Raw genomic sequence first — 22,555 nt, forward strand, 5'->3', positions numbered from 1 at the left:
AAAAAAAAAGAGGTTATTATCATATTAACCTCTTTTTAAGACATAAGTTAGGCACATTCATAATAACACAAAAAGTTGTTTTTCAGTAAAATAGATGTTATTTTAGAAGAAACAAACCCCGAAATTGCTCAAAACGAGTCAAAAACGGGGTTTTCTTTTAAAGTGTGATGGCAAAAATAGTACGTTTAAGCGAATTTCAATACAAATTTTCAATTTTTACTATCAATGAAAATTTTGATAGTTTTTACGCCCAATTTTTAAAAACGGATTTGGGTAAAATATACCTTTCAATGCCTTTTTCTGAGCTTAGTCAAGCCTTCAAATTGAAAGATTCTAACAAAGGGACTCATTGTTATTTTAGTCCCAAGGGTAAGATTGCCCTGATGATGTTAAAAAATTACTACGGTTGCTCGGATAAAAAACTTATTGAGCTTTTGAACGGTAATATTTTCATGCAGTTTTTTTGCGACATTCTAATTCCTATAGACAAGCCCCTGACTAATTTTAAAATCGTGAGCCAAATCAGAATGGAACTCTCCAAAGGTTTAAATATTCGAAAGAGTCAAGAAATATTAGCTAAAAACTGGATTCCATTTATGAGTGATTTGGATAAAATTTTTACCGATGCCACTTGTTACGAAAGCGAGGTACGCTTTCCAACTAATCAAAAACTACTATGGGAATGCGTACAATGGAATTACAAACAAATGGAAGCCTTATGTGGTATGTTAAAAATCAAGTTACCAAGAACCAAGTATTTGGATTGGTGTAGACGCTATAATGAATATTCTAAAAAAAGAAAAAAGCAATCAAAACACCGTACAAAAGTAACCAGAGGACTGTTGAAATTATTGTACAAACTTAACGCTGAACTCAATAAAATTGAGAATCAAAATTCTTTTGAAGCTACTAAAAAATACAAAAACCAACGTTCTCTAATCGCTAAGGTGTATCAACAACAGTCTCAAATTTTTAAAACAGGCAAAAGTGTTCCAGATAGAATAATAAGTATTAGTAAAAGCTATATTAGACCTATTGTAAGAGGTAAGGAAGTAAAACAAGTTGAATTTGGAGCCAAAGTCAACAAAATCCAAATTGATGGAATTAATTTTATAGAACATATTCAGTACAGAGCTTTCAATGAAGGTACACGTCTTCAAAGCACGGTTTTTTGCGCTCAAAACTTAACCAAAACTAAAGTAAAAATGCTTGGTGCTGATGCAATTTATGCCACCAATAAAAATCGAACATTCACCACTTCAAACAACATCCAAACCGATTTTGTGCGAAAAGGAAAAGCTGGCAAAAATGAAGAACAGCGTAAAATCTTAGCTAAAGAAATCAAAAAAGAACGCTCCACTCGATTAGAAGGAAGTTTTGGAAAAGAGAAAGAACATTACAATCTAAAAAAGATAAAAGCCAAAACCCAAAAAAGTGAAATGCTTTGGATCTTCTTCGGAATACATACAGGAAATGCCCTGGAAATAGGAAGAAGAATTCTCAAGCAGCAACAAATTTTAGCAGCCTAAAAAAACAAAAAACACCTCCGTGGAGAACGTGCGTCTAGTCAATACCTAAAAAAGACTTTTTTGATACATCAGAGTCCGTGAAAAATAAAAATGACCAATTTTGAAACTGAAATTTGGTCATTTTTTTTATTTCTTGGAAAAAATAGGATTACTTCTGAATGTGCCAAGTTATTAGTTTACTTTTCTATGTTTCCAACGTTTATGAGTCCAAAAATAATATTCTGGAGCTTCGTGAATTTGTTTTTCTACTTCTTGAATAAAGTCGTGGGTGATTTGGAACTCAGTGGTTTCCTTTGGGTGGTCTGCAATAGGTACGAAGGTCGCTTCATAATAGCCACGTTTTACTTTTTTTACCTTTACAAAAACAACACTCAAATCGTATTTTCGAGCAATCATTTCAGCACCAGTATGTACAGGTACTTCAATCCCCATAAAAGGATGGTAATGAAAAATACGGTCTAGTTTTGGCGATTGATCACTAGCTAATCCGTACATACACATTTTTCTTTCTCTTTGGTTTTTAGCAATTAACGGAATAGTTTCTCTAGTAACCACTAAATCGGTTCCGTATTTAGAACGAATTTTTCGTATCAATTGGTCAAAATAATCATTGTTTATTTTTTTATAGGTTGCTACGGCTTTGAATTTAGTTTTTTCATTTACCGTCATCAACCACTCCCAACTAGCATAATGTGAAGCAAGCATCACAATACTCTTTCCTTTTTTTTCATACTCTTGAAGCAATTTAATGTTTGTGATTACAAAACGTTTGTTCATTTCATTAGATGAAATCGTCATGGTTTTTACCATTTCAAGAAACATATCACATAAATGTTCATATGATTTTTTTTCAATCTTAAGGCGTTCTTCAAGGCTAAGATGAGGGAGTGCTAAAGCCAAATTTGCACGGACTACTTTTTTTCGATAGCCAATTATATAATATACAATTAGGAAAATAAAATCCGATAACCAATAAAATATACGAAAAGGAAGAATAGAAATAAGCCAGAGAAATGGATATGCTATAATAAATACAAGAAATTGCATGCGGTATTTTTTCTTGCAAATATAAGTCAAATTAGAATAATATATAAATATAAAAGAGGCACAATAGGACTCTTGTAGAATTACTATATTTACAGTTCACAATTATAAAAATTTATGAATAGTATATTGATAGCAATAATAATTGCCAATGTTTTGATGAGTTACAAAGGTTTTAATGACAATCATTTTTTTAGAAAATATGAATTTCATATGGGACGAGTGCTCTCAGGTGAAAAAATCAGAATTATCTCTTCTGCTTTTTTGCACGCAGATATGAGTCATTTACTCTTTAATATGCTAACACTTTACTTTTTTGCCCCCGTGGTAATTAGTTATTTAGGAGATTTGTCTTTTATCCTTATTTATTTTGGTAGCATAATCTTTGGAAGTCTATTGACGATTTATTTCCATAAAAGAAATTACGGTTATAGAGCCATAGGTGCATCGGGTGCTGTAACTGGAATCTTGTACTCTGCGATTCTTTTACGACCAGATATGATGTTAGGCTTGTTTTTTATAGTTCCTATTCCTGCTTATCTTTTTGGAATTGTTTATTTGTTGTATTCTATATATGGAATGAAAGCTAATAATGATAATATTGGACATACTGCTCATTTTGGTGGAGCTATAGGTGGTTATGCAATAACACTACTGTTACAACCTCAATTACTTTTTGACCATGCACTTATGGTGGCTTTATTGACTATTCCAATTGTAGTTTTGTTTGGGATGGCAAAAATGGGTAAGTTATAATGGCATAACTTTTGAAAACATAAAAATCAAATAATAATTTAATATCTGATTAAAATGAAAAAAATAGTATTGATTCTAGGAATGCTTTTTATGACGTTGTCACAGGCACAGGAAATGAAACCACTCCCACAAATTAGTGTCTCAGGCGAAGGGAAAGTAAAAGTTATTCCTGACCAAGCCATAATAAAAGCAACAGTTGAAACCAAAGGTACCAATGCCAAAGATGTAAAAAAGCAAAATGACATTCAGGTTGAGGCAGTTTTGAAATTTATCAAGAAAATGAATTTGAATCCAGCTGATTTCAAAACTCAACGGGTAGCTTTGAATCCTCAATACGATTACGAAAAAAAGAAACACAATTATAATGCGACTCAAACTATCGAAATCTTATTGAAAGATTTATCACTCTATGATGAATTGATGGAAGGTTTGGTAGATAAAGGTATAAATCGAATCGATAATGTGGTGTTTCAATCTTCAAAAATGGAAGAATACCTGTCGGAAGCTAGAAAATTAGCGATGAAGAACGCTAAATTAAAAGCCGAAGATTATTTGTTTGGTATGGGGCAAAAAATAGGTAAAGCATTAAGTATAACTGATAATTCCCAAAACTATTACCCACAACCTGTGTATGCTCGTATGAAAACCATGGCAATGGATGCTGAATCAGCACCAAGAGAAACTCTTGCTGCAGGTGAAATTGAAATTACAGCAAATGTAAGTGTGAGTTTTATTTTGGAATAAATTTATATATGATTATTGATTGATAAAAAACGATTTTTGATTTCAGACCTTTTATGTGATTTTTTTAGGTTTTACTTCTGAAATCAAAAATCGTTTCTCAAAATTTTACAATGAATCAATATATTTTTAGCTTCCTTTAAATAATCTTCTTTATCACTCTTAGTTTATGAGTATGTCTATTGGTCTCCGGATTATAGATTCCCAAATGATCAATTCGGTCGATTCTCACTTTTCCACTAGCATGGATGATATAATTGTTCTCCATGATAATCCCTACGTGGATTATATTGCCCTCTTCGTTGTCAAAAAAGGCCAAGTCGCCAGGTTCACTTTCTTCAATAAAACTTAGCGCTTCTCCTTGGGTAGCCTGTTGTGAGGCATCACGAAGTAGCTTGTACCCATTAAGTTTATAAACCATTTGTGTAAAGCCAGAGCAATCTATTCCAAAAGGTGTTTTTCCTCCCCATAGATAGGGAGCATTCAAAAATAAATATGCCGTATTGATGAGGTTAGATTTATCTTTTATTCCATTTACTTTAGTCCCTTCAAACTCAAAATTGCTTGCATTGATTTCGTTATTGTAGATAAACGAAAGGGATGCTCCTAGGGGAATTGGAATTAATAAGTTGGTTGGTGCAGTAACATATTCAATCAAATCAGCATTCAGGATAATAGTATCATTTGAAAGCTGATTGTAATTAGATTCAGAGATCAATTGGCATTGTTTGGAATCAATCCAGCCTTCATAACCATCATAGTGCATTTGGATACGAAACCATTGTTTTTGTTGTTCTAAAACTTTAAAATGCTCACCAAATAAAACTTGGGAAACAATTTCACTTCTGTCCGACGGTTCAAACCGAAGGGGGATAATAGCCAGATTACAAATTCCGAACATTTAGGGTCATTTATGAGTTGAGTTCTAAGCCTTCTTAAGATATAAGTGTTTATTAGAACAAATTAATTAAGCATTTTCGATAACCATTGCAGAGGCGCCACCACCACCATTACAAATAGCTGCGGCACCAATAGTACCATTGTTTTGTTTTAATACATTGATTAAAGTAACTAAGATTCGGGCTCCTGAACAACCTAATGGATGTCCAAGGGAAACAGCTCCACCGTTAACATTTACTTTGTCTGTATCAATACCAAGAATTTTAGCATTAGCGATACCTACCACTGAAAAAGCTTCGTTAAATTCAAAAAAGTCTACTTCATCCAAAGTTACTCCAGCCTTATCAAGGGCTTTAGGTAATGCTTTGGAAGGACTTGTTGTAAACCATTTTGGTTCTTGCGAGGCATCGGCATAACTTTTTATATATGCCAAAGGTTTAAAACCAAGTGAAATGGCTTTTTCTTCAGTCATAAGTATTAAGGCAGCAGCACCATCATTAATAGTCGATGCATTTGCAGCTGTAACGGTTCCGTCTTTACTGAAAGCAGGATTTAAAACAGGTATTTTTTCAAGGATTACATTGGTGAATTCTTCGTCTGTATCAATAATTAAAGGGGCTCCTTTGCGTTGTTTTACAGTAACGGGGACAACTTCATTTTTAAATTTACCAGCTTCCCAAGCTTTTATGGAACGGGAATAAGATTGTATGGCGTATAAATCTTGTTCTTCTCTACTGATGTTATATTCAGAAGCACATAAATCAGCACAAACCCCCATGGCTTGGTTATCATAGGCATCACTAAGTCCGTCCTTCTGCATTCCGTCAGTTAGGGTTGTTGGGCCAAATTTAGTTCCGCTACGCAAATGAGTGTAATGCGGAATCATACTCATGTTTTCCATTCCGCCTGCAACAACTATTTCGGCATCGCCACAAGCAATGGTTTGTGCGGCTAACATAACTGCTTTCATTCCTGAGGCACAAACTTTGTTAATTGTTGTACAGGCTACACTATCAGGCAAACCAGCAAAACGTGCTGCTTGACGAGCTGGTGCTTGTCCTGAACCTGCTTGAACTACTTGTCCCATAAAAACTTCATCAACTAAATCAGGCTCTAATCCAATAGCGTCTAATGCTCCTTTAATAGCAATAGCCCCTAGTTGAGGTGCAGATGTGGTTGATAAACCTCCCATAAAGCTTCCTATAGGAGTTCTAACAGCAGATACAATAACAATTCGTGTGCTCATGGCAGTAAAATGATTGGTTAGCTTAGCAAATTTAATCTTTTTTGGACAATTTTTAGATTTTGAATTTAGGAATATACTAATTAGAAATATTAATTAAAATTATTTAAGGCTATATATTTGATTGTGAACTGTTTTTAATGAAATATTAAAAAACTGTAAAAAAAAGTGTCAAAATAGTTGTGAATAACGGGATGATGTCTTAGATTTGCAACCGCAAAACGAGATAGCTATCTCATTGCTAGGAGGGGTGCCAGAGCGGTAATGGAGCAGTTTGCTAAACTGTCATCGAGTGATCGATGCCAGGGTTCGAGTCCCTGTCCCTCCGCACATTTTTTTAGAGTGTCAAAACACGTTTTTGATTATAAAACTTTAATAATGTAGTGAAATAATGTCGCGGGGTGTAGCGTAGCCCGGTTATCGCGCCTGCTTTGGGAGCAGGAGGCCGCAGGTTCGAATCCTGCCACCCCGACAAAACTTTTCCATAAGTTGTAAAAGAAATGGACGCATAGCTCAGCTGGATAGAGCACCTGCCTTCTAAGCAGGCGGTCGAAGGTTCGAATCCTTCTGCGTTCACAATAAGCCTCTTAATATTTTGATTTTGAGGCTTTTTTGTTTTTAGTTGCGATTTTTTTTCGGCAACAAAATGATAAATCATGGATTGATCCTAAATCATTCATATTTCGGATAAAGGACTATCTCTTCTTGATGATTGGTTTTGTTTGAAATTCGAATCTCTCTTAAACAACAGCCTCTTTCGTCTTTTGAAACACAGTGAATTTGTATTTCGTCTATAAGTTGGTTGTTTTTGTCTTGGATAACAATTTTGGACAGTTCATTGTTGGAATAGTAAAAGTATTGTGTGTAGAAAGTAGAAAAATTATCTACTATTTTATCAATAGTTCCGTCTTTGTTATAATGATAGATGGCTTCGTTTTGTTTGAACTGTTTTCTTGTATAGCAACTGATGCGTTCTCTTTGGTTAGGTTTCCAACGTGTTTTGCAATAATAATTTTCTTTATCGGGATAGGATTCCACTATAAACCACAATTTCTTTTCGGTTTCTTGAAGTAAATTACCTAAGGAATCAACTGTTTTGGAATATTTGATGCGGCCATTTCTAGTGAAAATCATTTTCTTTTTATACAATAGTTTTTTCTGATGATTGACAACAATGTACTTTTCTTCGGTTGCAGATTTTATACCGTCAGGGAGTAGTCGTTTTTTAGTATCCTTTTTGGAGCTACAGGATAACATGGTTAAGAATAATAAAGATATCAATAAAACTCTCATAATTAGGAAGTTTAGGGATACACTAAATTACGAATTTTTAAAGATTTGAGTAGTTTTACAATCTTATAAACTGAGTTGTTAAGGATTTTTTAGAGTTAATTATATCCTTATTGTCACATTGAGCTTGTCGAAATGCTTTTGAAGGGTCGAAGCCCCTTTTAAATAAAAACGTCAATGGTAGTTGATATAAAATTTGCGACAGAAAATTTTATATCAGTATCGAGAACTCTAGTTTAAACAAAACTTCTCGGTACTATTTTTAATAATATAGCTGTCGCATTAATATTAAAAATAACTCGAAGTGACGGTAAACTTCTTAACTTAATGATATTGTTCGCTCACGCGCAGGGCACGAGTCTTTAGGTTTATGTAGTTTCATTCATTTTAAAAAGTATATTTCTTAATTATACTCAAGAAAACTCAAAGCTTTTTCGCTTAAAACACATTGTTTTTGTTGTAGGAATAACAAACATTTTTTTAATTCTTGGGTGTTATTTGTGTTTCCAACAAAAGTAAAAATAGTATCAATTTTTGAAATGATGAGGTTCGTTGTCATTCTAGCTATAAAAATGTCAACGAGTTCGATATTTTCATATACATCCGTTTTACCATAGAATATGCCGCTATGCTCAAAATAATCCATTTTTAGAATCAGTTTTGGATTAAAATTATTAACACCCAATACAAATGGAAGCGGAATTTTTTTTATCCCTACAAATCCAGCAATTAGCGGTACATCATACGCTTTCCTGTTGGTATGAATGACAATGGAATCTATTGCGTCTTGATTTATTTTGGAGCTTGCTAATTGTGCTATTTCTTTGTTTTCAGGATTTGTTATTGCTATTTCAGATGGATTCACATAGGTGTACATTCCGTGAATAGAACATGAAACTGACCATCCTTCTGCTTTATTGAGTTTAGTAACGCCATCGTTAGCTAATGGTGTTAAATTATGTACAGAGTCAATTAACTTTATTAATTGAATGGCTTTTTCTGTAATATTTTCATTTATATCAGTTGTATCAAAAATGATATAACTACCATTTTGAAATAAAACCCAATCTTGATATTTTGGATTAATAGCTTGCTTTATGTTTTTTAGTAAAGAGTATGTCATTTTTTATAAAAATAGGAAGAAGGGGAGTTGTTGAGGTGAATGGTAAAAAGTGGCTTGGGATTACTATTATCTACATTTATTTAGTTTTATTTTTTTAGGTATTGTTTTGCTATTTTTCAGCTCTTCTAAGCGGGTATATCTGGATTAAGAAGCTGGGGAAAGAGGCTTACAAATTTCTTCAATTGATTGGTGGGATTTTGTGCGGTCATTTTTTGTTTTCATTTTTTAGATCCACCAACTTCAATTCTTTATGATAGGCTTCAATTCGTGAGTGAGCAGTGCCGTCTATTAGTAAGATAACGATTAGCATAGCTATGGTTGTGATACTAATTGCTCTCCAAGTAGGTGTATTAATAAATATAATTAGTAAGGCTGCTATGATGATAATTATGGGTATAGCCTTAAAGACGATAGTTTGGTATTCCTTTAATATGCTTTCCACACGACTAATTTCTGATGCTATAAATGCTGAAGAATTCGTGTTGTAAGTCGTTTCAAATTGGGTAATCCTTGATTTGTTAGTGTAAAACAACCCCAGTCCAATTGTCATAAGTAAGAGTCCTGCTACCAAGGTTGGAATGATATACGCCTTAGCTAAATCTGTTTTTCCCAATTGCCAAAACCCGATGCTTGCGATTAAAAATAGTGTCGCAAAAATAATGAAGAAACGTGTTGAAAAAACTTCGGCTTTTGCCCAATCTGTGGCTAATTTTAATAGTTCCATTGATTCCATAGTTATTAGTTCAAACCGTATTTTTGTTGATATTCTGAGGGGCTTATCCCTTCTTTCTTTTTAAATAATCTCGAAAAATATTGAGGATATTCAAAACCTAATTCATAGGCTACTTCAGAGATGCTTTTATTGGGTTGTAATAAAAAATTTTTAGCTTCATCAATCAGGCGTAATTGTAAATGCTCGGTGGTGGTTTTACCAGTTTCTTTTTTAAGTGTATCGCTCAGATAACGTTGGGAAACTGACATTTTTTCGGCTAATTGTTCAATACTCGGAATGCCTTTTTCTTGTAGTTGTCCTGATTCAAAATATTTGTCCAGTTCTTGGTTAAATTGTTCTAGCAAGCTATGAGATAATTCTTTTCTGTTTAAAAACTGCCTTTCATAGAAGCGATTAGCATATTTTAACAATGTATCTAATTGTGAAATAATAATGTCTTTACTAAAGGCATCTTGGTTGTTTTGGTATTCAATTTCAATATTTTCAACAATGGATTCTATTTGCTTTTCTTCTTTAGGCGAAAGGTGTAATGCTTCATTGGCAGCATATGAAAAGAAGCCGTATTTTTTTATTTGTTGGGCTAAATCAGTTCCTTTTAAAAAATCTTCGTGAAAATTAATAGAGAACCCCTTTTGTTCAAAAATAAAGCTACTATCCCATTGTATCACTTGTTTTGGAGCGATAAAAATCAAAGCGCCATTGGTAAAATCATATTTGGTTCGACCATAATTTAATTCCCCGTGCATTATTTTTTTTAAGCTAATGGAATAACAATCCGTTGAAATAGGAGGAGAACTTTCTCTTGGACAGGGAAGGTAATCATCACCTTTTGCCACCATAACACTTAACATGGGGTGCTCGGGACGAGGGAGTTGCATATAATCAAGAAATGAGGCCAGTGTTTTATAATGTTTCATGTTTTTTAATTTTTTAGAGGTTTCCACCAAGGTTTAAATTGCTGTAAACTGTCCTTTAAATTAACATTTTCGCCAATCATTGGAGTTAAGATTCTTAAATTTTTTTCGTTTTTTTCCTCTGTTATGTTTGTTAAAGGTTCGTCCCAATCATGATTACCTAAAGTAAACTTGCCTGAATGCACAGGTAAGATAGCTTTCGCATTTAAATCGGTTGCGGCTTGTAATTGCTCTCCGGGTAGCATGTGAATGTATTTCCATTTTTCATCATACTGGCCATTTTCAAGAATCACTAAGTCAAACGCTCCAAATTTATCTCCAATATCTTTAAAATGGGTATCGTAACCACTATCGCCTCCAATATATATTGTTGAGGTTGGTGCTTTTATTACAAACGAAGCCCAGAGTGTTTTGGCTCGAGTAAATCCTCGGCCTGAAAAATGCCTTGCGGGGGTAATATGAATTTCAAAACCATTTTTAAAGGTAAATTGATCATACCAATCGCCTTCTAAAATGACTTCTGGTCTATAACCCCAATATTCTAAATGTGCGCCATTGCCAAGACCCGTAATAATATTTTTAATTTTAGGACGTATTTTTTTAAGCGTTTTATAATCCATATGGTCCCAATGGTCGTGTGTCAAAAATAAGTAATCTATTTCAGGAATATCGTCTGTTGTATAAATATCCGTTCCATTATATGCTTTTGTTGTGAATGAAAGTGGAGATGCATTACCACTAAAAACGGGGTCAACTAATATTTTTTTACCATCCAGTTGTATAAAATAGGATGAATGTCCCATCCATATTAGTACATTTTGATTAGGTTTAATTGCTTTTAAATCAGTTTTAATCGAAGGAATATTTATGGAAGGTTCTTTTGGTTTTGAGGAAAATAGGAATTCATACAGAACTTTACCATAACCAACTCCTTCTGTTAGCATAGGGGTATTGCTTAAATTTTGAAAACTTCCATTTTTATAATGAGGCGATTGCTCAATTTTTAATAATCGTTCTCCTGATGGCTGTTTTCCAAATCTTTCAGTATTTAAAAAAAGGAATGTTCCAACTCCAATGGTTGTAATGATAAAAAGAAGTCCAATCATTATTTTTTTTATTAAAATCATATTTGGTTTATAAATTCCATTTTATTCCTGTTTCTTTTTCCGAAAGGTCCCATAATTTTTTGGATACAGCTTTATCTTTAGCATGTGGCTCTAATCTATGTTCACCTACAGGACCCACCCAATTACTTCTGCCTGTAGGGCCATAAAAACCACTTTGGGTAAGGTTTGGCTCAGTAGCACACATCAATTGTGGGTAAGCACCTTTTTCAGCAGATTGCGTCAATGGTGATAATTTCATCATCCCAAAAATAAGTTTCATCATAAAACTACCACTGGTGCTAATAAGGTTGGTTCTCGAAGAGCCAGGATGACAAGCATAGGCTTTCACTTCTGTTTTACCTGCATTTGCCAATCTATCTTGTAATTCATAGATGCTCATAATTTGAGCCAGTTTACTTTGACTATACGCATTATTAGGGGTGTAATCTTGGTCCCAATTCAAATCGTCAAATTTTATGGTTTTAATTCCCATATCATACCCCATACTTCCTACTGTAACAATTCGACCTTTTGATTTTTCAATAAGTGGATACAATAGCGCCTGAAGTGTAAAGTTACCATAATAATTTGTTCCCATTTGGCTTTCCCAACCGTCAACAGTAAGTGTTCGCTTGGGCACTTGAGCAATTGCCGCATTGCAGATTAATACATCTATTTTTGGGATTGTATTGCTAATTTCTTCTGCCGCTTTTTTTACTGAACTTTGTACGGCTAAATCCATTTGAATTGACTGTACCTCAATATTGTTACCAAGTTCTTGTTTCAAAATAACAACAGTTTCGGCTGCTTTTTTAGGGTTTCGGTTTAACATGACTACTTTGGCACCTTTTGACAACAGTATTTTTGTTGCTTCAAAACCTGTTCCGCTGGTAGTTCCTGTTATGACAAAAGTTTTTCCGTTTAAATTTCCAATTCTATCAGGAGTCCAACCTTTTTCACCAAATTGATTTATTTCCATTGCTGCCAAATTTTTTATGATTAAATAATAAGACAAAGGTCGGGTAGAAGTAGTTGGGTTTCTTTATACAGATTTTCGAATCTTGTATACTTTTTGGTTTTATAGAATTTGTTTCTACATCAGTCACTGTAAAAGATAAACTAAAAGAAAGGAACTCATTTAATTGAGAATTGACCTAGACCATGCTTATGCATTTAGTCGCACTCGAAAAGGCAGTTGGGCAATTGCCAACCTGCTTAGCACATCACGAAAACCAAAATTTAAATAATACTTTAAGTAGAGTCCTATTTTAGGTTCAACCATTACTCCGCTCTTCGAACTGTACCTAACATTATTACAAGTGCTGCGCAAATGTCTTCGACTTTGCGCAATTTTAAAATGGTTTTATAAACGAAATCGTTCTAAAAGTCTCCTGACTTTTGCACAAAATGTTATTTTTAAGAGTCTACAAATTGATAAAGCTATTAACGAATTATTGCCGTTTTGAATCCAGCATCATTCGCTCAATGCAATTCACAAGATTAGTCAAAAGTCAGGAGACTTTGGGACGAATTTATTTAATAAGTCGATTTTGAAAATTTCGCAAAGTCATGAGACTTTGCGAAGCGGGGAACAAATATCATGGGCAAATTACGGGCTATAGACGGCTGGCTTAGAAACCGACTTCGATATTGTATTTGGCACGATTGGAAGAAGCCTGAAAGGAAAAGGAAAAACCTGATTCGATTAGGAGTTGACCAAGACCACGCTTACGCATTTAGTCGCACTCGCAAAGGCGGTTGGGCAATTGCACAGAGTCCTATTTTAGGCTCGACCATTACTTTGAAACGGCTAAGGCAAAAAGGCTATCAATCCTTGACAGATGTTTACATCGAACTTAATCCACCGTTTTGCGAACCGCCGAGTACGTGACCCGCTTGGCCTGTCCTGAGCGAAGTCGAAGGGCTCGGTGGTGTGAGAGGCGCACTCCGTTAGTTTCTAGCGGAGCCGTCTACTCGATTATGCGCTGCCCTGCTGTTCGCCCGAAGTCGTGTCATTCAGTTTCAGTTTACAAGTTGTTGAAAGTGTGATTGCTTTTCCCTTAGGAAGTTCATCTTTTCTGTATTGTCGGCTTCACCGTTCTCCATCAGTATTTGTCTTGCCCTAACAATCATTGCAACTGCTTTTCTATTTTCTCCTTCATAAGAATACATATTTGCAAGTGTTACCCAAAGGTGGTCATTTGTTTGATTGTTTGAGATTACGGATTTCATAAACTCAATTGCTTCTTGTCCTTTGCCGTTTGCCTGCATATATTGAGCACGCCAACAAATAGCATTTAATATTGAAAGTTTTCTATCAAGAAGTTTCTCGCAATATAAAATTGCCTCGCTGTAGTTGGCAAGTTCTCCATTAAGTTTGACAAGTGATACAAGTGTCTGCTCATCGTCAGGGAGATGCTGTTCAACAACCTTAAAACATTTGATTGCTTTTTCATTTTGGCTTGTCAACCAATAATTGGATGCAAGGTTGAACCAATTATTTGTGTTGTCTTTGTCAACCTTAATTAAAAGTTCAAGAATACTAATTGCCTTTTCAAAATGTTTTTGTCTTGAAACTTCTGCTGCAATGTTGCTTGCATTGAAATGAAGTGTCTTTTTATCGGGAGCTAATTGGATTGCTCTCACAATCAAATCTGCCGCCAATGGAAAATTTCCTTTTTCTTCAAAAGCAATTGCAAGATTTGTCAAAGCACCTGTATTGTTTGGGTCAATGCTAATCGCTTCGGTTAAGTATCTTATTGCATTAAGCAAGTCATTCTGTTCTTTATAAAATATTCCGAGGTTGTTGCAAGTTTTAGAATTGTATGGGTCAATTTGGTAAGAAAGCAATGTCGCCTTGATGCCATCATCAATATTTCCTAATTGATATTCAATTCTACCTTTCAAACTCCAGGCAGAACTATCTTCCTTGTCTTGTTCAAGATATTTATTTATCAATTGTCTTGCCTTAGCAATGTCGCCAAGAGAAATGAATGATAAGCTTTGAATGTAAAGTTCCTTTAGAGAAGTGTCAGCTTGAGTTTTATTCTGAGGAACTTTAAGTTTTAAATTTCCTGCTACTCGTTGCAAATCCGAAATCAATTCCCTAAATGTTTGGTAACGGTCATTAGGATTTCTTGAAAGGCATTTGTAAGCAATGCTTGAAAGCGGATGATTGATTTCAATAAGTGGTTCTGTTAAGTGCATTAAAGCGTAATGCTCAATCGTTGTTCTTCCCTGTAGTGAATAAGGATATGCTCCTAAAAGTTGATACAGCACCACACCAAAGCTGTAAATGTCTGAACGCAAGTCAACTTTCGTGGAGTCAAGAATTTGTTCTGGAGAAGCATATAAAATTGTTCCAAGGAATGAACCTGCGTTTGTCAATCCGACTTTTGGTTGTTCAACTTCTTGTTTCTTAAATGCAAGTTTGATTTTATTGAACAAATTTTCTTTTGGCAAATTGATTTGTTTGAGTTGTTGAAACTCACTATCAAATTTTGATAATCCAAAGTCGGTAATTTTCAAATTGCCTTCTTCGTCAACCATTAAATTATCGGGCTTTATGTCACGGTGCGATTTAAGGCCTTTTGAAATAGCGTAGTCCATACCATAAGCAAACTGTGCAACCCACTTAATGATATTTTGTGTTGAAGTTCCGCCTTGCTTTAAATAATCAGTTATTGTGTTTCGTCTGTATTCATCAGGTGCAATGTATTCAGCCGCAATAAAGAGTTGTTCGTTTACCTCATTCACAAAAAGTGCTTTGACAATGTTGGGATGAATTCCAATTGAAATCCAAGCTTCTGCTTCTGCACGAAATCTCTGCACAGAATTCAATTCAGCTTTCTGAAATGTTTTTAGAACAAAAGGAGTAGGATAGTTGCGGTTTGTCACCAAATAGACAACACCCATTCCCGATTTGCCTTCGCCTCCGAAAATGTTGTGAACTTTAAATTCACCTACAATTGTGTCGCCAATCTTTAATGGTCTTATTATCATTTGTTAATTTCTTGCAGTCAGTTTGATGTTAGCACTGTCGCCATAGGGTTGCACATAACGTCCCCGCGCTACAAGCAGTTTGGGACTAAATTAAGCCCTATTTTCGGATTTGCCTAATCTTTCTGACACAAGACCAATTTCAAATTAAGCCTAATACCCAAATTGCTTGTAGCGTGTGTTAGCAGCAGTAAATTATGCCGGATTTCTCATTATAAAGTTCTGAATTCCTGAAATCAACAATTTTACTTGATCAATATTATATTCGTTGTAATTTCCATGAGCTGCTTTATTTCTTAAGTCTAACCAAGCTGTAATACTTTTTTGGTCAATTAAGGAATAGATTTGCTGTTTACCCAAATCTTGATTTATCTGTTCTGCTCTTGTTGGTCTTCCATTCGTCTCAATAGGCAATCCGTTTTTAACAGCTATTTTTTTTAAATGACTTTCTAATGTTGAACCAGCAATTACTGCGGCTGGATCTTTGTAACCAGTAGCTACTAAATGATCTGCCATCTCAATAAAATCTGAAAAAATTTCTGCATGAACCAATTCAGTTAGACTTTCAATGTATCCTGATTTTAAATCATCTTTAAGGGCTTGGACAATTCCGATGATTGAAGTTAGATGAAGATGTATTAGAGGTAATCTAGTCAATATTCTTTCAACATCTAAACTGTAAGGTGATTTATCTCCAGATATTCTTTTTATTGATGAAATAGATCTTGTTACGAGACTTTGTCGTTCGTGTTTTGCTACGTCCGATAAATCTGAAACTCCTGAACGAGATTTCAGTGAATAAAAATCAGAAATGATATCTTCAAGTTGTTTTTCAAGTATTGTTTTGTCCATTATATGTGTTTTATTGCTGCTAACGGTCTCGTATAACCGTCAGTTACGGGTTAAAGTACACAAATTTTTCGGTTTAGCACAGACGTTAGCAATTCCGAGTGGATTCGGACGTAGTCGAATCCGCCGTAATTGCGGTTATACATTGTTGGGCACTGGCTTTTTATTTTCAATTTCCAATAATTTTGTTCCAAATCGATTTGTTTGGTATTACATTTTTTCTCTTCAAATCCAAAACTTCTTTTCCATTAGCTTTGATTAATAAGTCCAAAAATTTATTGTATCCGTTTTCTATTTTATATTCCAACTCATTTTTATAAAGCGGAAAAACATTATAAATATTTATCTTTCTGTTGTTTTTTTTGATTTCTGTAAAATCTTCGCCAAAAGTTACCGAAGGTAGAATTAAAGCACCAACAAATTCAGTTTCGTCGCTGTAAGGTGTCATATCTTCTTCTGCTTGAATTGTATGTCCAATTCCAATCCAAGTGTCGTAAAAATGTGGAAATTTGGCTGTTTGTTTTAGAACTGAAATAATCCAATCATTTTTATTCCCGCTGGGAAAAACTTGGTCAAATTGAATTTCTTTTGGAATTAACATCATTAATTCCGCAAATTCTAATTCAGTCGGATTTTCTGCTCTTTCCGAAACGTTCATTTTTAACGTACTCATTCCTGAAGTCAGAAGAATATTGAATTGAGCATTTTCGGGTTTTATGAAATAAACATCAAGATGTAAATCTAATGTCGGAATTTCGTGAAAAACTGTTATTAGGTTTTCGTCAAAGAACTTGTCTAAATGTTCATCAATCCATTCAGCGTGTTCGTAGTAATGTTTTCTGTCCGAGAACGGATTTTTATATTCTGCCATTTGTTTTTTCAGCTTGTGCCCAACGTCAGTCTGTGAAAAAACTAACATTTATTTCCATCAAATATAAGTAAATAATTTTATTGTTAGCAAGAAAAGTTGTATGTTTAAATATGCAACATATCACAGGAATTCCTCGTAACCAAATGGTGTTTTCTAGTTTCGAAGACACTATTTTACCCAATAATCCCGTTCGTTTTGTAGATGCTTTTGTGGAGGCATTAGATATGGAATCTTTGGGTTTTACTGTTCAGACTCTGAAAGTCGAGGGTCGCCCCAGCTTTGATACTAAAATCTTCCTTAAAATCTATTTATATGGCTATTTGAACGGGCTTAGAAGTTCACGAAAACTCGAAAAAGAATGTGTAAGAAACATCGAATTGCAATGGCTTTTGTGTGGTCTTATGCCGAATTACCACAGTATTTCGGATTTTAGAAAACAGAATCCATCAGGATTGCGAAAACTCTTCAAACTCTTTGTTTCCTTTCTTAAAGATACCGATTTAATAGCAGGCGAAATCATCGCTATTGATGGCACAAAAAGCAGAGCACACAATAGCAAGAAAGCTAATTTTAGCCAAAAGAAAATAGAACGACATTTGGCTTATATCGAAGAAAAAACACAAGAATATTTAGCGCAATTAGACCAAAACGACTCGCAAGATAATGGGATTTCAATTGCTAACATTCAAGATAAAATAGAACGATTAAAGCAGAATAAAATAGGCTATGAGCTACTAGAAGAAAAACTAAAAGCTAGTGGAGAGCCTCAGATAAGTACCACCGATGAAGATGCTCGAGCCTTATTGGTTCAAGGCGTAGTGGTAGAAGTAAGCTACAACATACAAGCGGCGGTAGATAGCAAACACAACTTGGTTGTTGCCACTCATACTATCAATCGGAATGATCTCAACGCTTTGGGAGCTATTGCTGTTGAAGCAAAAGAAAATTTGGGAGTAAAAACCTTTACCGCTTTGGTTGACAAAGGCTATCATAATGGTAGAGAAATCACTCAATGTAAAAACCACAATATCACCACCATTGTCGCACATCCTACCCCAGGAAGAGCTAAAGATAGTGTTACCCAACCAGACTATTTAGTGGCTCAATTTCAGTACAATAAATTAGATGACACGTATACCTGTCCCCAAGGAGAAACCTTAAAAACAACAGGAAGATGGCATAAAAAAAGTGGTCGAACAGAACAAAGTGGTTACCTATTTAAGAAATACCGAACACCAGCCTGCAAGGATTGTCCCGTAAAACACCTTTGTACCAGTAGAGCGGGAGGACGGGAAATAGACCGAAGCGAATATGCCGATGCCGTAGAAGAAAACAACCAGCGTTATCAAGAAAACCCACAACTGTACCGAACTAGGCAGGAGATTAACGAGCATATCTTCGGGACTATTAAGAGACAATGGGGGTATAACCACACCAATTTAACGGGACTGGAAAAAGTAAATGGCGAACATAGTCTAATTATGCTTGTCTATAACATCAAACGCACGATAAATATTCTTGGCGTTCCCGATTTGATTGATAAAATCAAGAACTGGAAGTCACCTTACAAGGCAAAAACCTTGTTTTTACTAAAAACGACTTATTTAAAGTTAAATACAGCCTCCAATTTTTATCAACTGAAATTTACAGCCTAAAAAAAAGAGCCTTCTTAAAAAGGCTTTATTGGGGTTGTAGTACTGTATAATTTATGGATTTTTGGAGAAAATAGAGGTTTTTTCACAGCCTGACGTTTTGCAGCTTGGCGATGTGGCGAATTAAGGAAACCTAAACTTTCGGTTAAACACTGACTTTGCAAGTACAAAACTAACTTTAAATTAAGCCCAAAACCCGCCATATTGCCAAACTGCTGTTGTGTGATGTTTTTTTTTATTTATAGTTTAATTCAGTTCCAATTCTTCTCATTTCTTTACCATATGCTTTTCTAAAATCTATATTTTCGTAATTAGTCAACTCTTCCCAAACAATGTTTATTGGATTGAAATTTATGTTTTTAAATTCTGTCGTAATAATTGGGAAATTAAAATTACTTTCTAAATCCCAATTTATTTCTTTTTTCGTGTTCTTTCTGATTACTTCTCCAATATAGACAACTAAATTATCATAGATTTCCAACATAGATTTTTCATTCCCGAAATCAAAAACTAGTTTTGATAATAAATCTAAACTTTTTGTTGAAAAATCTAATTGACTTAATTCTATTTCAAGCTTTTTTGCTAATTCATTATGTAATTCTTCAACTTTGTTAATTATCGAGTTTTTCCATACAGAATAAAAGAACCAATGCTGAATATTACTATTTCGTCCATTTTCTTTGTCAGCTTTCATTCTCTTTAGTTTCAGAACAAAATTGTCAAAATAATGTTTTTCAAATATTGTTCCTTGTCCGCCTCTTTTCTGATTGACTTCTCTTATGTACAATATTTTGTTATTATTAATTAGGAAAACTTGATTTAATATAAAATCCCCACTGTCAAATTTTTCAGTTAAAAATTCAGTATATTCATCGTGTAATAAACCTTCTGAATTTGCTAATTCAAAAGCTTCTTTTTTGGATAATTTCTGTATGTTAGGTTTTTTCATAAAATATCACACAACTAGTATATATGCGAAACAAACCTTCGCATAGCTACCCGAATTTAGGTGTATAGGCGAAGGTTTGTTTCGCTTTTATTGCTGTTTCAAATATATTATTTTTTTCTTACAAATCATCAAAGGGACTTTTTATTTGTTGCAAACTTTTGGTGCTTACATGTGTATATATTTCCGTGGTTTTGCTGCTGTTGTGTCCTAGCAATTCTTGTATGTATCGCAAGTCTGTGCCACTCTCAAGTAAATGGGTAGCGTAACTGTGGCGCAACCAGTGTAACGTGACTGGTTTTTTGATCTCTGTTTTTGCAAGAGCTTGCTTTAGTATAAGTTGTAAACTCCTTTCATCATAGGCTTTGCCTATGGTTTGACCTTCAAACAAAAATTCTTTCGGTTTGTAGGTTTTATAATATTCTCTTAGCAATTCTAAGATCTTTGGACTCAAAGGGACTATGCGGTCTTTTTTGCCTTTTGAATTCTTTAGCAAAACAATGTTGCGCTTGGAGTCGATATCAAGCGGTTTTAAAGCAAGTAGCTCGCCACAGCGCAATCCGCAGCTGTAAATTACCGAAAGCATGGTTTTGTGTTTGATGTTGCTATGTGCTTCCAAAATTGATTTTACTTCTTCCTTACTCAAAACATTAGGTAGAACTTTGGCTCGTTTGGGTCTATGGATTTTGTCTACGTTTATTTTGGTTTCCCGTATGGTCATAAAAAAAAGTTTTATACCATTGACCAGTTGATTCTGATAAGATGATGAAAGTTTATTTTTCAATATATACTCATTATTGTAAACAATTACATCTTCATTTGTAATTTCGGTAATAGGTTTTTCTCTATAAAACACCAAAAATGATTTTAGTGCTTCGCTATAGGTTGCAATGGTGCTTTCAGCATAGCGTTTGGAGCGCATCCATTGTTTAAACTTTTCGATTTGAGTAATTCCTTCTTCGGAAGGGAGTGAGTGAAAAAGTGGTGTTATTTTAAATCGTTCTCGGTTTTCTTCAGTATCAGGAAGATGCCAAGCTAATAATGATTGACTCCATCTTGCTCCTTCAAATTGTTTGATTCGTTCGATTAGTTTGACGTTCTTTTCAAAATAAACGGCGATTCTGTTTGAACCTTTGTGTTTAATGGGTTTTGCTGACCAATTCATTCTTAGTTGTTTAAGAAATAAAGATAATTATTTTTCTTATTATTTAATTAAGGCAATAGTCGCTTTTATCACTATTTTGGAAAGGAAAGTCTCTTTTCTAGCCCAGATGGAAGCGGCATCCTCTTGTGGTAGCGATAGCGGACACAATAGATATAGCGTACAGCTGGTGGACTGTTACTTTTTGAATGATGATGTAAATAGCTCCTTAAAAAAAATAACTTTAGATTAACAGCGCTAATAAAATATAAATAATTATTTTTGCAAACTGTTAAAATTAATGTTATTACATCACTATAGTATGGTAAAAGATTTATTTGAAAGAATTCAGAACAATAAAGGACCATTAGGAAAATGGGCTTCGCAGGCAGAAGGATATTTTGTATTTCCAAAATTAGAAGGTGAGTTAGGGCCAAGAATGAAGTTTCAAGGGAAAGACATCTTGAACTGGAGTCTGAATGATTATTTAGGATTAGCAAACCACCCTGAGGTGCGTCAAGCGGATACAGATGCTGCTATTCAGTACGGTGCTGCATACCCAATGGGGGCTCGTATGATGAGTGGTCACACGACTTACCACGAGCAATTAGAAAATGAATTGGCTGATTTCGTTATGAAAGAGTCGGCTTATTTATTGAATTTTGGATACCAAGGTATGGTGTCTATCATTGATGCATTGGTTACTAAGAACGATATCATTGTATATGACGTGGATTCGCACGCTTGTATCATTGATGGTGTTCGTTTGCATATGGGTAAACGCTTTACTTACAAGCACAACGACCTTGAAAGTATGGAGAAAAACCTGCAACGTGCTACTAAAATGGCTGAGGAAACAGGAGGAGGAATCCTTTTTATTACTGAAGGTGTTTTTGGGATGCGTGGTCAACAAGGGAAGTTGAAAGAGATTGTTGCGATGAAGCAAAAATACAATTTCCGTTTGTTAGTGGATGATGCACACGGTTTTGGTACACTTGGAAAAACAGGTGCTGGAGCAGGTGAGGAGCAAGGAGTACAAGCGGATATCGATGTGTATTTCTCTACTTTTGCTAAATCTATGGCGAATATTGGAGCTTTTGTTGCCGCAGATAAAGATGTTATTGATTATTTGAAATACAACTTACGTTCGCAAATGTTTGCAAAAGCATTGCCAATGATTCAAACTATTGGTTCATTGAAACGTTTGGAGTTGTTGCGTAAATCATCTGAGATTAAAGATAAACTTTGGGTAAACGTAAATGCGTTGCAAAATGGTTTAAAAGAAAAAGGATTCAATATTGGAGATACGAACACTTGTATCACACCAGTGTATCTTGAGGGAAGTATTCCTGAGGCCATGGTGATGGTAAACGATTTGAGAGAGAACTACGGTATCTTCTTGTCAATCGTAGTGTATCCTGTGATTCCAAAAGGGATTATCTTATTGCGTATGATTCCAACAGCTTCACATACTTTGGCTGATATTGACGAAACTTTAGTAGCTTTTGAAGCGATTAGAGAGAAGTTAGTAAGCGGTACGTATAAAGAAATCGCTAGTAGGACTAAGGTTGATTTAGACGCTTAATATATAAGTAGTCAGTGGTCAGTTTTATAGTGACCAGTTTGAAATATATAAATCCATTCCGATAATTTTATTGGAATGGATTTTTTCTTAAAATTAAACCCGACAGGATTTTGAATCCTGTCGGGTTTTTATG

General features: G+C 34.6%; 19 protein-coding genes, 3 tRNA genes and 1 pseudogene. 9 read left to right on the forward strand and 14 right to left on the reverse strand.

Features of this window, described 5'->3' with window-relative positions:
- Positions 1–167: 167 nt before the first annotated feature.
- On the forward strand, positions 168–1,529 hold the full coding sequence (locus SLW70_RS11045) for a transposase (RefSeq protein WP_320888441.1): 1,362 nt from the start codon (positions 168–170) through the stop codon (positions 1,527–1,529).
- A 171-nt stretch (positions 1,530–1,700) separates the two neighbouring features.
- Here SLW70_RS11045 and SLW70_RS11050 read toward each other — a convergent pair whose 3' ends face one another.
- Positions 1,701–2,576, reverse strand: coding sequence for a lysophospholipid acyltransferase family protein (locus SLW70_RS11050; protein ID WP_320888443.1), 876 nt, complete (start codon positions 2,574–2,576; stop codon positions 1,701–1,703).
- Between the two features lie 114 nt (positions 2,577–2,690).
- Here SLW70_RS11050 and SLW70_RS11055 point away from each other — a divergent pair, with 114 nt between their 5' ends.
- Positions 2,691–3,329 carry a rhomboid family intramembrane serine protease gene (locus tag SLW70_RS11055; RefSeq protein WP_320888444.1) on the forward strand — a complete coding sequence of 213 codons (639 nt, stop codon included), beginning with the start codon at positions 2,691–2,693 and terminating at the stop codon, positions 3,327–3,329.
- A 54-nt stretch (positions 3,330–3,383) separates the two neighbouring features.
- Positions 3,384–4,073, forward strand: a complete 690-nt coding sequence (locus SLW70_RS11060) for an SIMPL domain-containing protein (protein WP_320888445.1) — start codon at positions 3,384–3,386, stop codon at positions 4,071–4,073.
- 136 nt (positions 4,074–4,209) lie between these two features.
- On the opposite strand, the gene SLW70_RS11065 is transcribed toward SLW70_RS11060, so the two are convergent.
- Together SLW70_RS11065 and SLW70_RS11070 are read right to left on the reverse strand one after the other, a co-directional pair.
- Positions 4,210–4,971, reverse strand: a complete 762-nt coding sequence (locus tag SLW70_RS11065; RefSeq protein ID WP_320888446.1) for a C40 family peptidase — start codon at positions 4,969–4,971, stop codon at positions 4,210–4,212.
- A gap of 66 nt (positions 4,972–5,037) precedes the next feature.
- A complete protein-coding gene (locus tag SLW70_RS11070) occupies positions 5,038–6,216 on the reverse strand; it encodes an acetyl-CoA C-acyltransferase (protein WP_320888447.1) in 1,179 nt (392 codons plus the stop codon).
- A 241-nt stretch (positions 6,217–6,457) separates the two neighbouring features.
- Here SLW70_RS11070 and SLW70_RS11075 point away from each other — a divergent pair.
- From SLW70_RS11075 to SLW70_RS11085, 3 genes are all read left to right on the forward strand, one after another.
- A tRNA-Ser gene (locus SLW70_RS11075) sits at positions 6,458–6,541 on the forward strand.
- 69 nt (positions 6,542–6,610) lie between these two features.
- Positions 6,611–6,685 (forward strand) — tRNA-Pro (locus SLW70_RS11080).
- 30 nt (positions 6,686–6,715) lie between these two features.
- Positions 6,716–6,789 (forward strand) — tRNA-Arg (locus SLW70_RS11085).
- A gap of 96 nt (positions 6,790–6,885) precedes the next feature.
- Here SLW70_RS11085 and SLW70_RS11090 read toward each other — a convergent pair.
- The 6 genes from SLW70_RS11090 to SLW70_RS11115 all read right to left on the reverse strand — a co-directional run bounded on the left by SLW70_RS11090 (position 6,886) and on the right by SLW70_RS11115 (position 12,358).
- A complete protein-coding gene (locus SLW70_RS11090) occupies positions 6,886–7,506 on the reverse strand; it encodes a hypothetical protein (RefSeq protein WP_320888448.1) in 621 nt (206 codons plus the stop codon).
- A gap of 400 nt (positions 7,507–7,906) precedes the next feature.
- Positions 7,907–8,626 (reverse strand): hypothetical protein, encoded by a 720-nt coding sequence (locus SLW70_RS11095; RefSeq protein ID WP_320888449.1) that lies wholly within the window; start codon positions 8,624–8,626, stop codon positions 7,907–7,909.
- A gap of 205 nt (positions 8,627–8,831) precedes the next feature.
- Positions 8,832–9,350 carry a hypothetical protein gene (locus SLW70_RS11100; protein WP_320888450.1) on the reverse strand — a complete coding sequence of 173 codons (519 nt, stop codon included), beginning with the start codon at positions 9,348–9,350 and terminating at the stop codon, positions 8,832–8,834.
- A 14-nt stretch (positions 9,351–9,364) separates the two neighbouring features.
- The gene (locus SLW70_RS11105; protein ID WP_320888451.1) at positions 9,365–10,276 is read right to left on the reverse strand and encodes a helix-turn-helix transcriptional regulator; all 912 of its coding nucleotides are present in this window, start codon (positions 10,274–10,276) and stop codon (positions 9,365–9,367) included.
- 5 nt (positions 10,277–10,281) lie between these two features.
- On the reverse strand, positions 10,282–11,400 hold the full coding sequence (locus SLW70_RS11110; protein WP_320888453.1) for an MBL fold metallo-hydrolase: 1,119 nt from the start codon (positions 11,398–11,400) through the stop codon (positions 10,282–10,284).
- Positions 11,401–11,407: 7 nt separating this feature from the next.
- A complete protein-coding gene (locus tag SLW70_RS11115; RefSeq protein ID WP_320888454.1) occupies positions 11,408–12,358 on the reverse strand; it encodes an SDR family oxidoreductase in 951 nt (316 codons plus the stop codon).
- A 606-nt stretch (positions 12,359–12,964) separates the two neighbouring features.
- On the opposite strand from SLW70_RS11115, the pseudogene SLW70_RS16700 reads away from it, so the two are divergent.
- Positions 12,965–13,270, forward strand: a pseudogene (locus tag SLW70_RS16700) (group II intron reverse transcriptase/maturase); the annotation flags it as partial.
- A gap of 131 nt (positions 13,271–13,401) precedes the next feature.
- On the opposite strand, the gene SLW70_RS11120 reads toward SLW70_RS16700, so the two are convergent.
- From SLW70_RS11120 to SLW70_RS11130, 3 genes are all read right to left on the reverse strand, one after another.
- On the reverse strand, positions 13,402–15,381 hold the full coding sequence (locus SLW70_RS11120; protein ID WP_320888455.1) for a protein kinase domain-containing protein: 1,980 nt from the start codon (positions 15,379–15,381) through the stop codon (positions 13,402–13,404).
- Between the two features lie 192 nt (positions 15,382–15,573).
- A complete protein-coding gene (locus SLW70_RS11125) occupies positions 15,574–16,035 on the reverse strand; it encodes a hypothetical protein (RefSeq protein WP_320888456.1) in 462 nt (153 codons plus the stop codon).
- 361 nt (positions 16,036–16,396) lie between these two features.
- Entirely contained in the window at positions 16,397–17,098 is a 702-nt protein-coding gene (locus SLW70_RS11130) for a suppressor of fused domain protein (RefSeq protein WP_320888458.1), read from the reverse strand.
- A gap of 110 nt (positions 17,099–17,208) precedes the next feature.
- Between SLW70_RS11130 and SLW70_RS11135 the strand changes: the two genes are divergently transcribed.
- Positions 17,209–18,753: an IS1182 family transposase gene (locus SLW70_RS11135; RefSeq protein ID WP_320888459.1), complete on the forward strand. Its 1,545-nt coding sequence runs from the start codon at positions 17,209–17,211 to the stop codon at positions 18,751–18,753.
- A 232-nt stretch (positions 18,754–18,985) separates the two neighbouring features.
- Here the strand turns inward: SLW70_RS11135 and SLW70_RS11140 are convergent, their stop codons facing one another.
- Positions 18,986–19,699, reverse strand: coding sequence for a hypothetical protein (locus tag SLW70_RS11140; RefSeq protein WP_320888460.1), 714 nt, complete (start codon positions 19,697–19,699; stop codon positions 18,986–18,988).
- Between the two features lie 118 nt (positions 19,700–19,817).
- A complete protein-coding gene (locus tag SLW70_RS11145; RefSeq protein ID WP_320888461.1) occupies positions 19,818–20,861 on the reverse strand; it encodes a site-specific integrase in 1,044 nt (347 codons plus the stop codon).
- Positions 20,862–21,159: 298 nt separating this feature from the next.
- On the opposite strand from SLW70_RS11145, the gene SLW70_RS11150 reads away from it, so the two are divergent.
- Positions 21,160–22,422, forward strand: a complete 1,263-nt coding sequence (locus tag SLW70_RS11150) for an aminotransferase class I/II-fold pyridoxal phosphate-dependent enzyme (protein WP_320891788.1) — start codon at positions 21,160–21,162, stop codon at positions 22,420–22,422.
- The last annotated feature ends 133 nt before the right edge of the window (positions 22,423–22,555 follow it).

Origin of the sequence: Flavobacterium sp. NG2 (genome assembly GCF_034119845.1) — a bacterium.
Classification (GTDB): Bacteria; Bacteroidota; Bacteroidia; order Flavobacteriales; family Flavobacteriaceae; genus Flavobacterium.

Coding starts and splice junctions, on each gene's coding strand:
- SLW70_RS11090 (WP_320888448.1), bottom strand. CDS start 7,506: ATGAGAGTTTTATTGATATCTTTATTATTCTTAACCATGTTATCCTGT.
- SLW70_RS11120 (WP_320888455.1), bottom strand. CDS start 15,381: ATGATAATAAGACCATTAAAGATTGGCGACACAATTGTAGGTGAATTT.
- SLW70_RS11065 (WP_320888446.1), bottom strand. CDS start 4,971: ATGTTCGGAATTTGTAATCTGGCTATTATCCCCCTTCGGTTTGAACCG.
- SLW70_RS11095 (WP_320888449.1), bottom strand. CDS start 8,626: ATGACATACTCTTTACTAAAAAACATAAAGCAAGCTATTAATCCAAAA.
- SLW70_RS11055 (WP_320888444.1), top strand. CDS start 2,691: ATGAATAGTATATTGATAGCAATAATAATTGCCAATGTTTTGATGAGT.
- SLW70_RS11110 (WP_320888453.1), bottom strand. CDS start 11,400: ATGATTTTAATAAAAAAAATAATGATTGGACTTCTTTTTATCATTACA.
- SLW70_RS11105 (WP_320888451.1), bottom strand. CDS start 10,276: ATGAAACATTATAAAACACTGGCCTCATTTCTTGATTATATGCAACTC.
- SLW70_RS11130 (WP_320888458.1), bottom strand. CDS start 17,098: ATGGCAGAATATAAAAATCCGTTCTCGGACAGAAAACATTACTACGAA.
- SLW70_RS11100 (WP_320888450.1), bottom strand. CDS start 9,350: ATGGAACTATTAAAATTAGCCACAGATTGGGCAAAAGCCGAAGTTTTT.
- SLW70_RS11060 (WP_320888445.1), top strand. CDS start 3,384: ATGAAAAAAATAGTATTGATTCTAGGAATGCTTTTTATGACGTTGTCA.
- SLW70_RS11135 (WP_320888459.1), top strand. CDS start 17,209: ATGCAACATATCACAGGAATTCCTCGTAACCAAATGGTGTTTTCTAGT.
- SLW70_RS11070 (WP_320888447.1), bottom strand. CDS start 6,216: ATGAGCACACGAATTGTTATTGTATCTGCTGTTAGAACTCCTATAGGA.
- SLW70_RS11045 (WP_320888441.1), top strand. CDS start 168: ATGGCAAAAATAGTACGTTTAAGCGAATTTCAATACAAATTTTCAATT.
- SLW70_RS11145 (WP_320888461.1), bottom strand. CDS start 20,861: ATGAATTGGTCAGCAAAACCCATTAAACACAAAGGTTCAAACAGAATC.
- SLW70_RS11050 (WP_320888443.1), bottom strand. CDS start 2,576: ATGCAATTTCTTGTATTTATTATAGCATATCCATTTCTCTGGCTTATT.
- SLW70_RS11150 (WP_320891788.1), top strand. CDS start 21,160: ATGGTAAAAGATTTATTTGAAAGAATTCAGAACAATAAAGGACCATTA.
- SLW70_RS11140 (WP_320888460.1), bottom strand. CDS start 19,699: ATGAAAAAACCTAACATACAGAAATTATCCAAAAAAGAAGCTTTTGAA.
- SLW70_RS11115 (WP_320888454.1), bottom strand. CDS start 12,358: ATGGAAATAAATCAATTTGGTGAAAAAGGTTGGACTCCTGATAGAATT.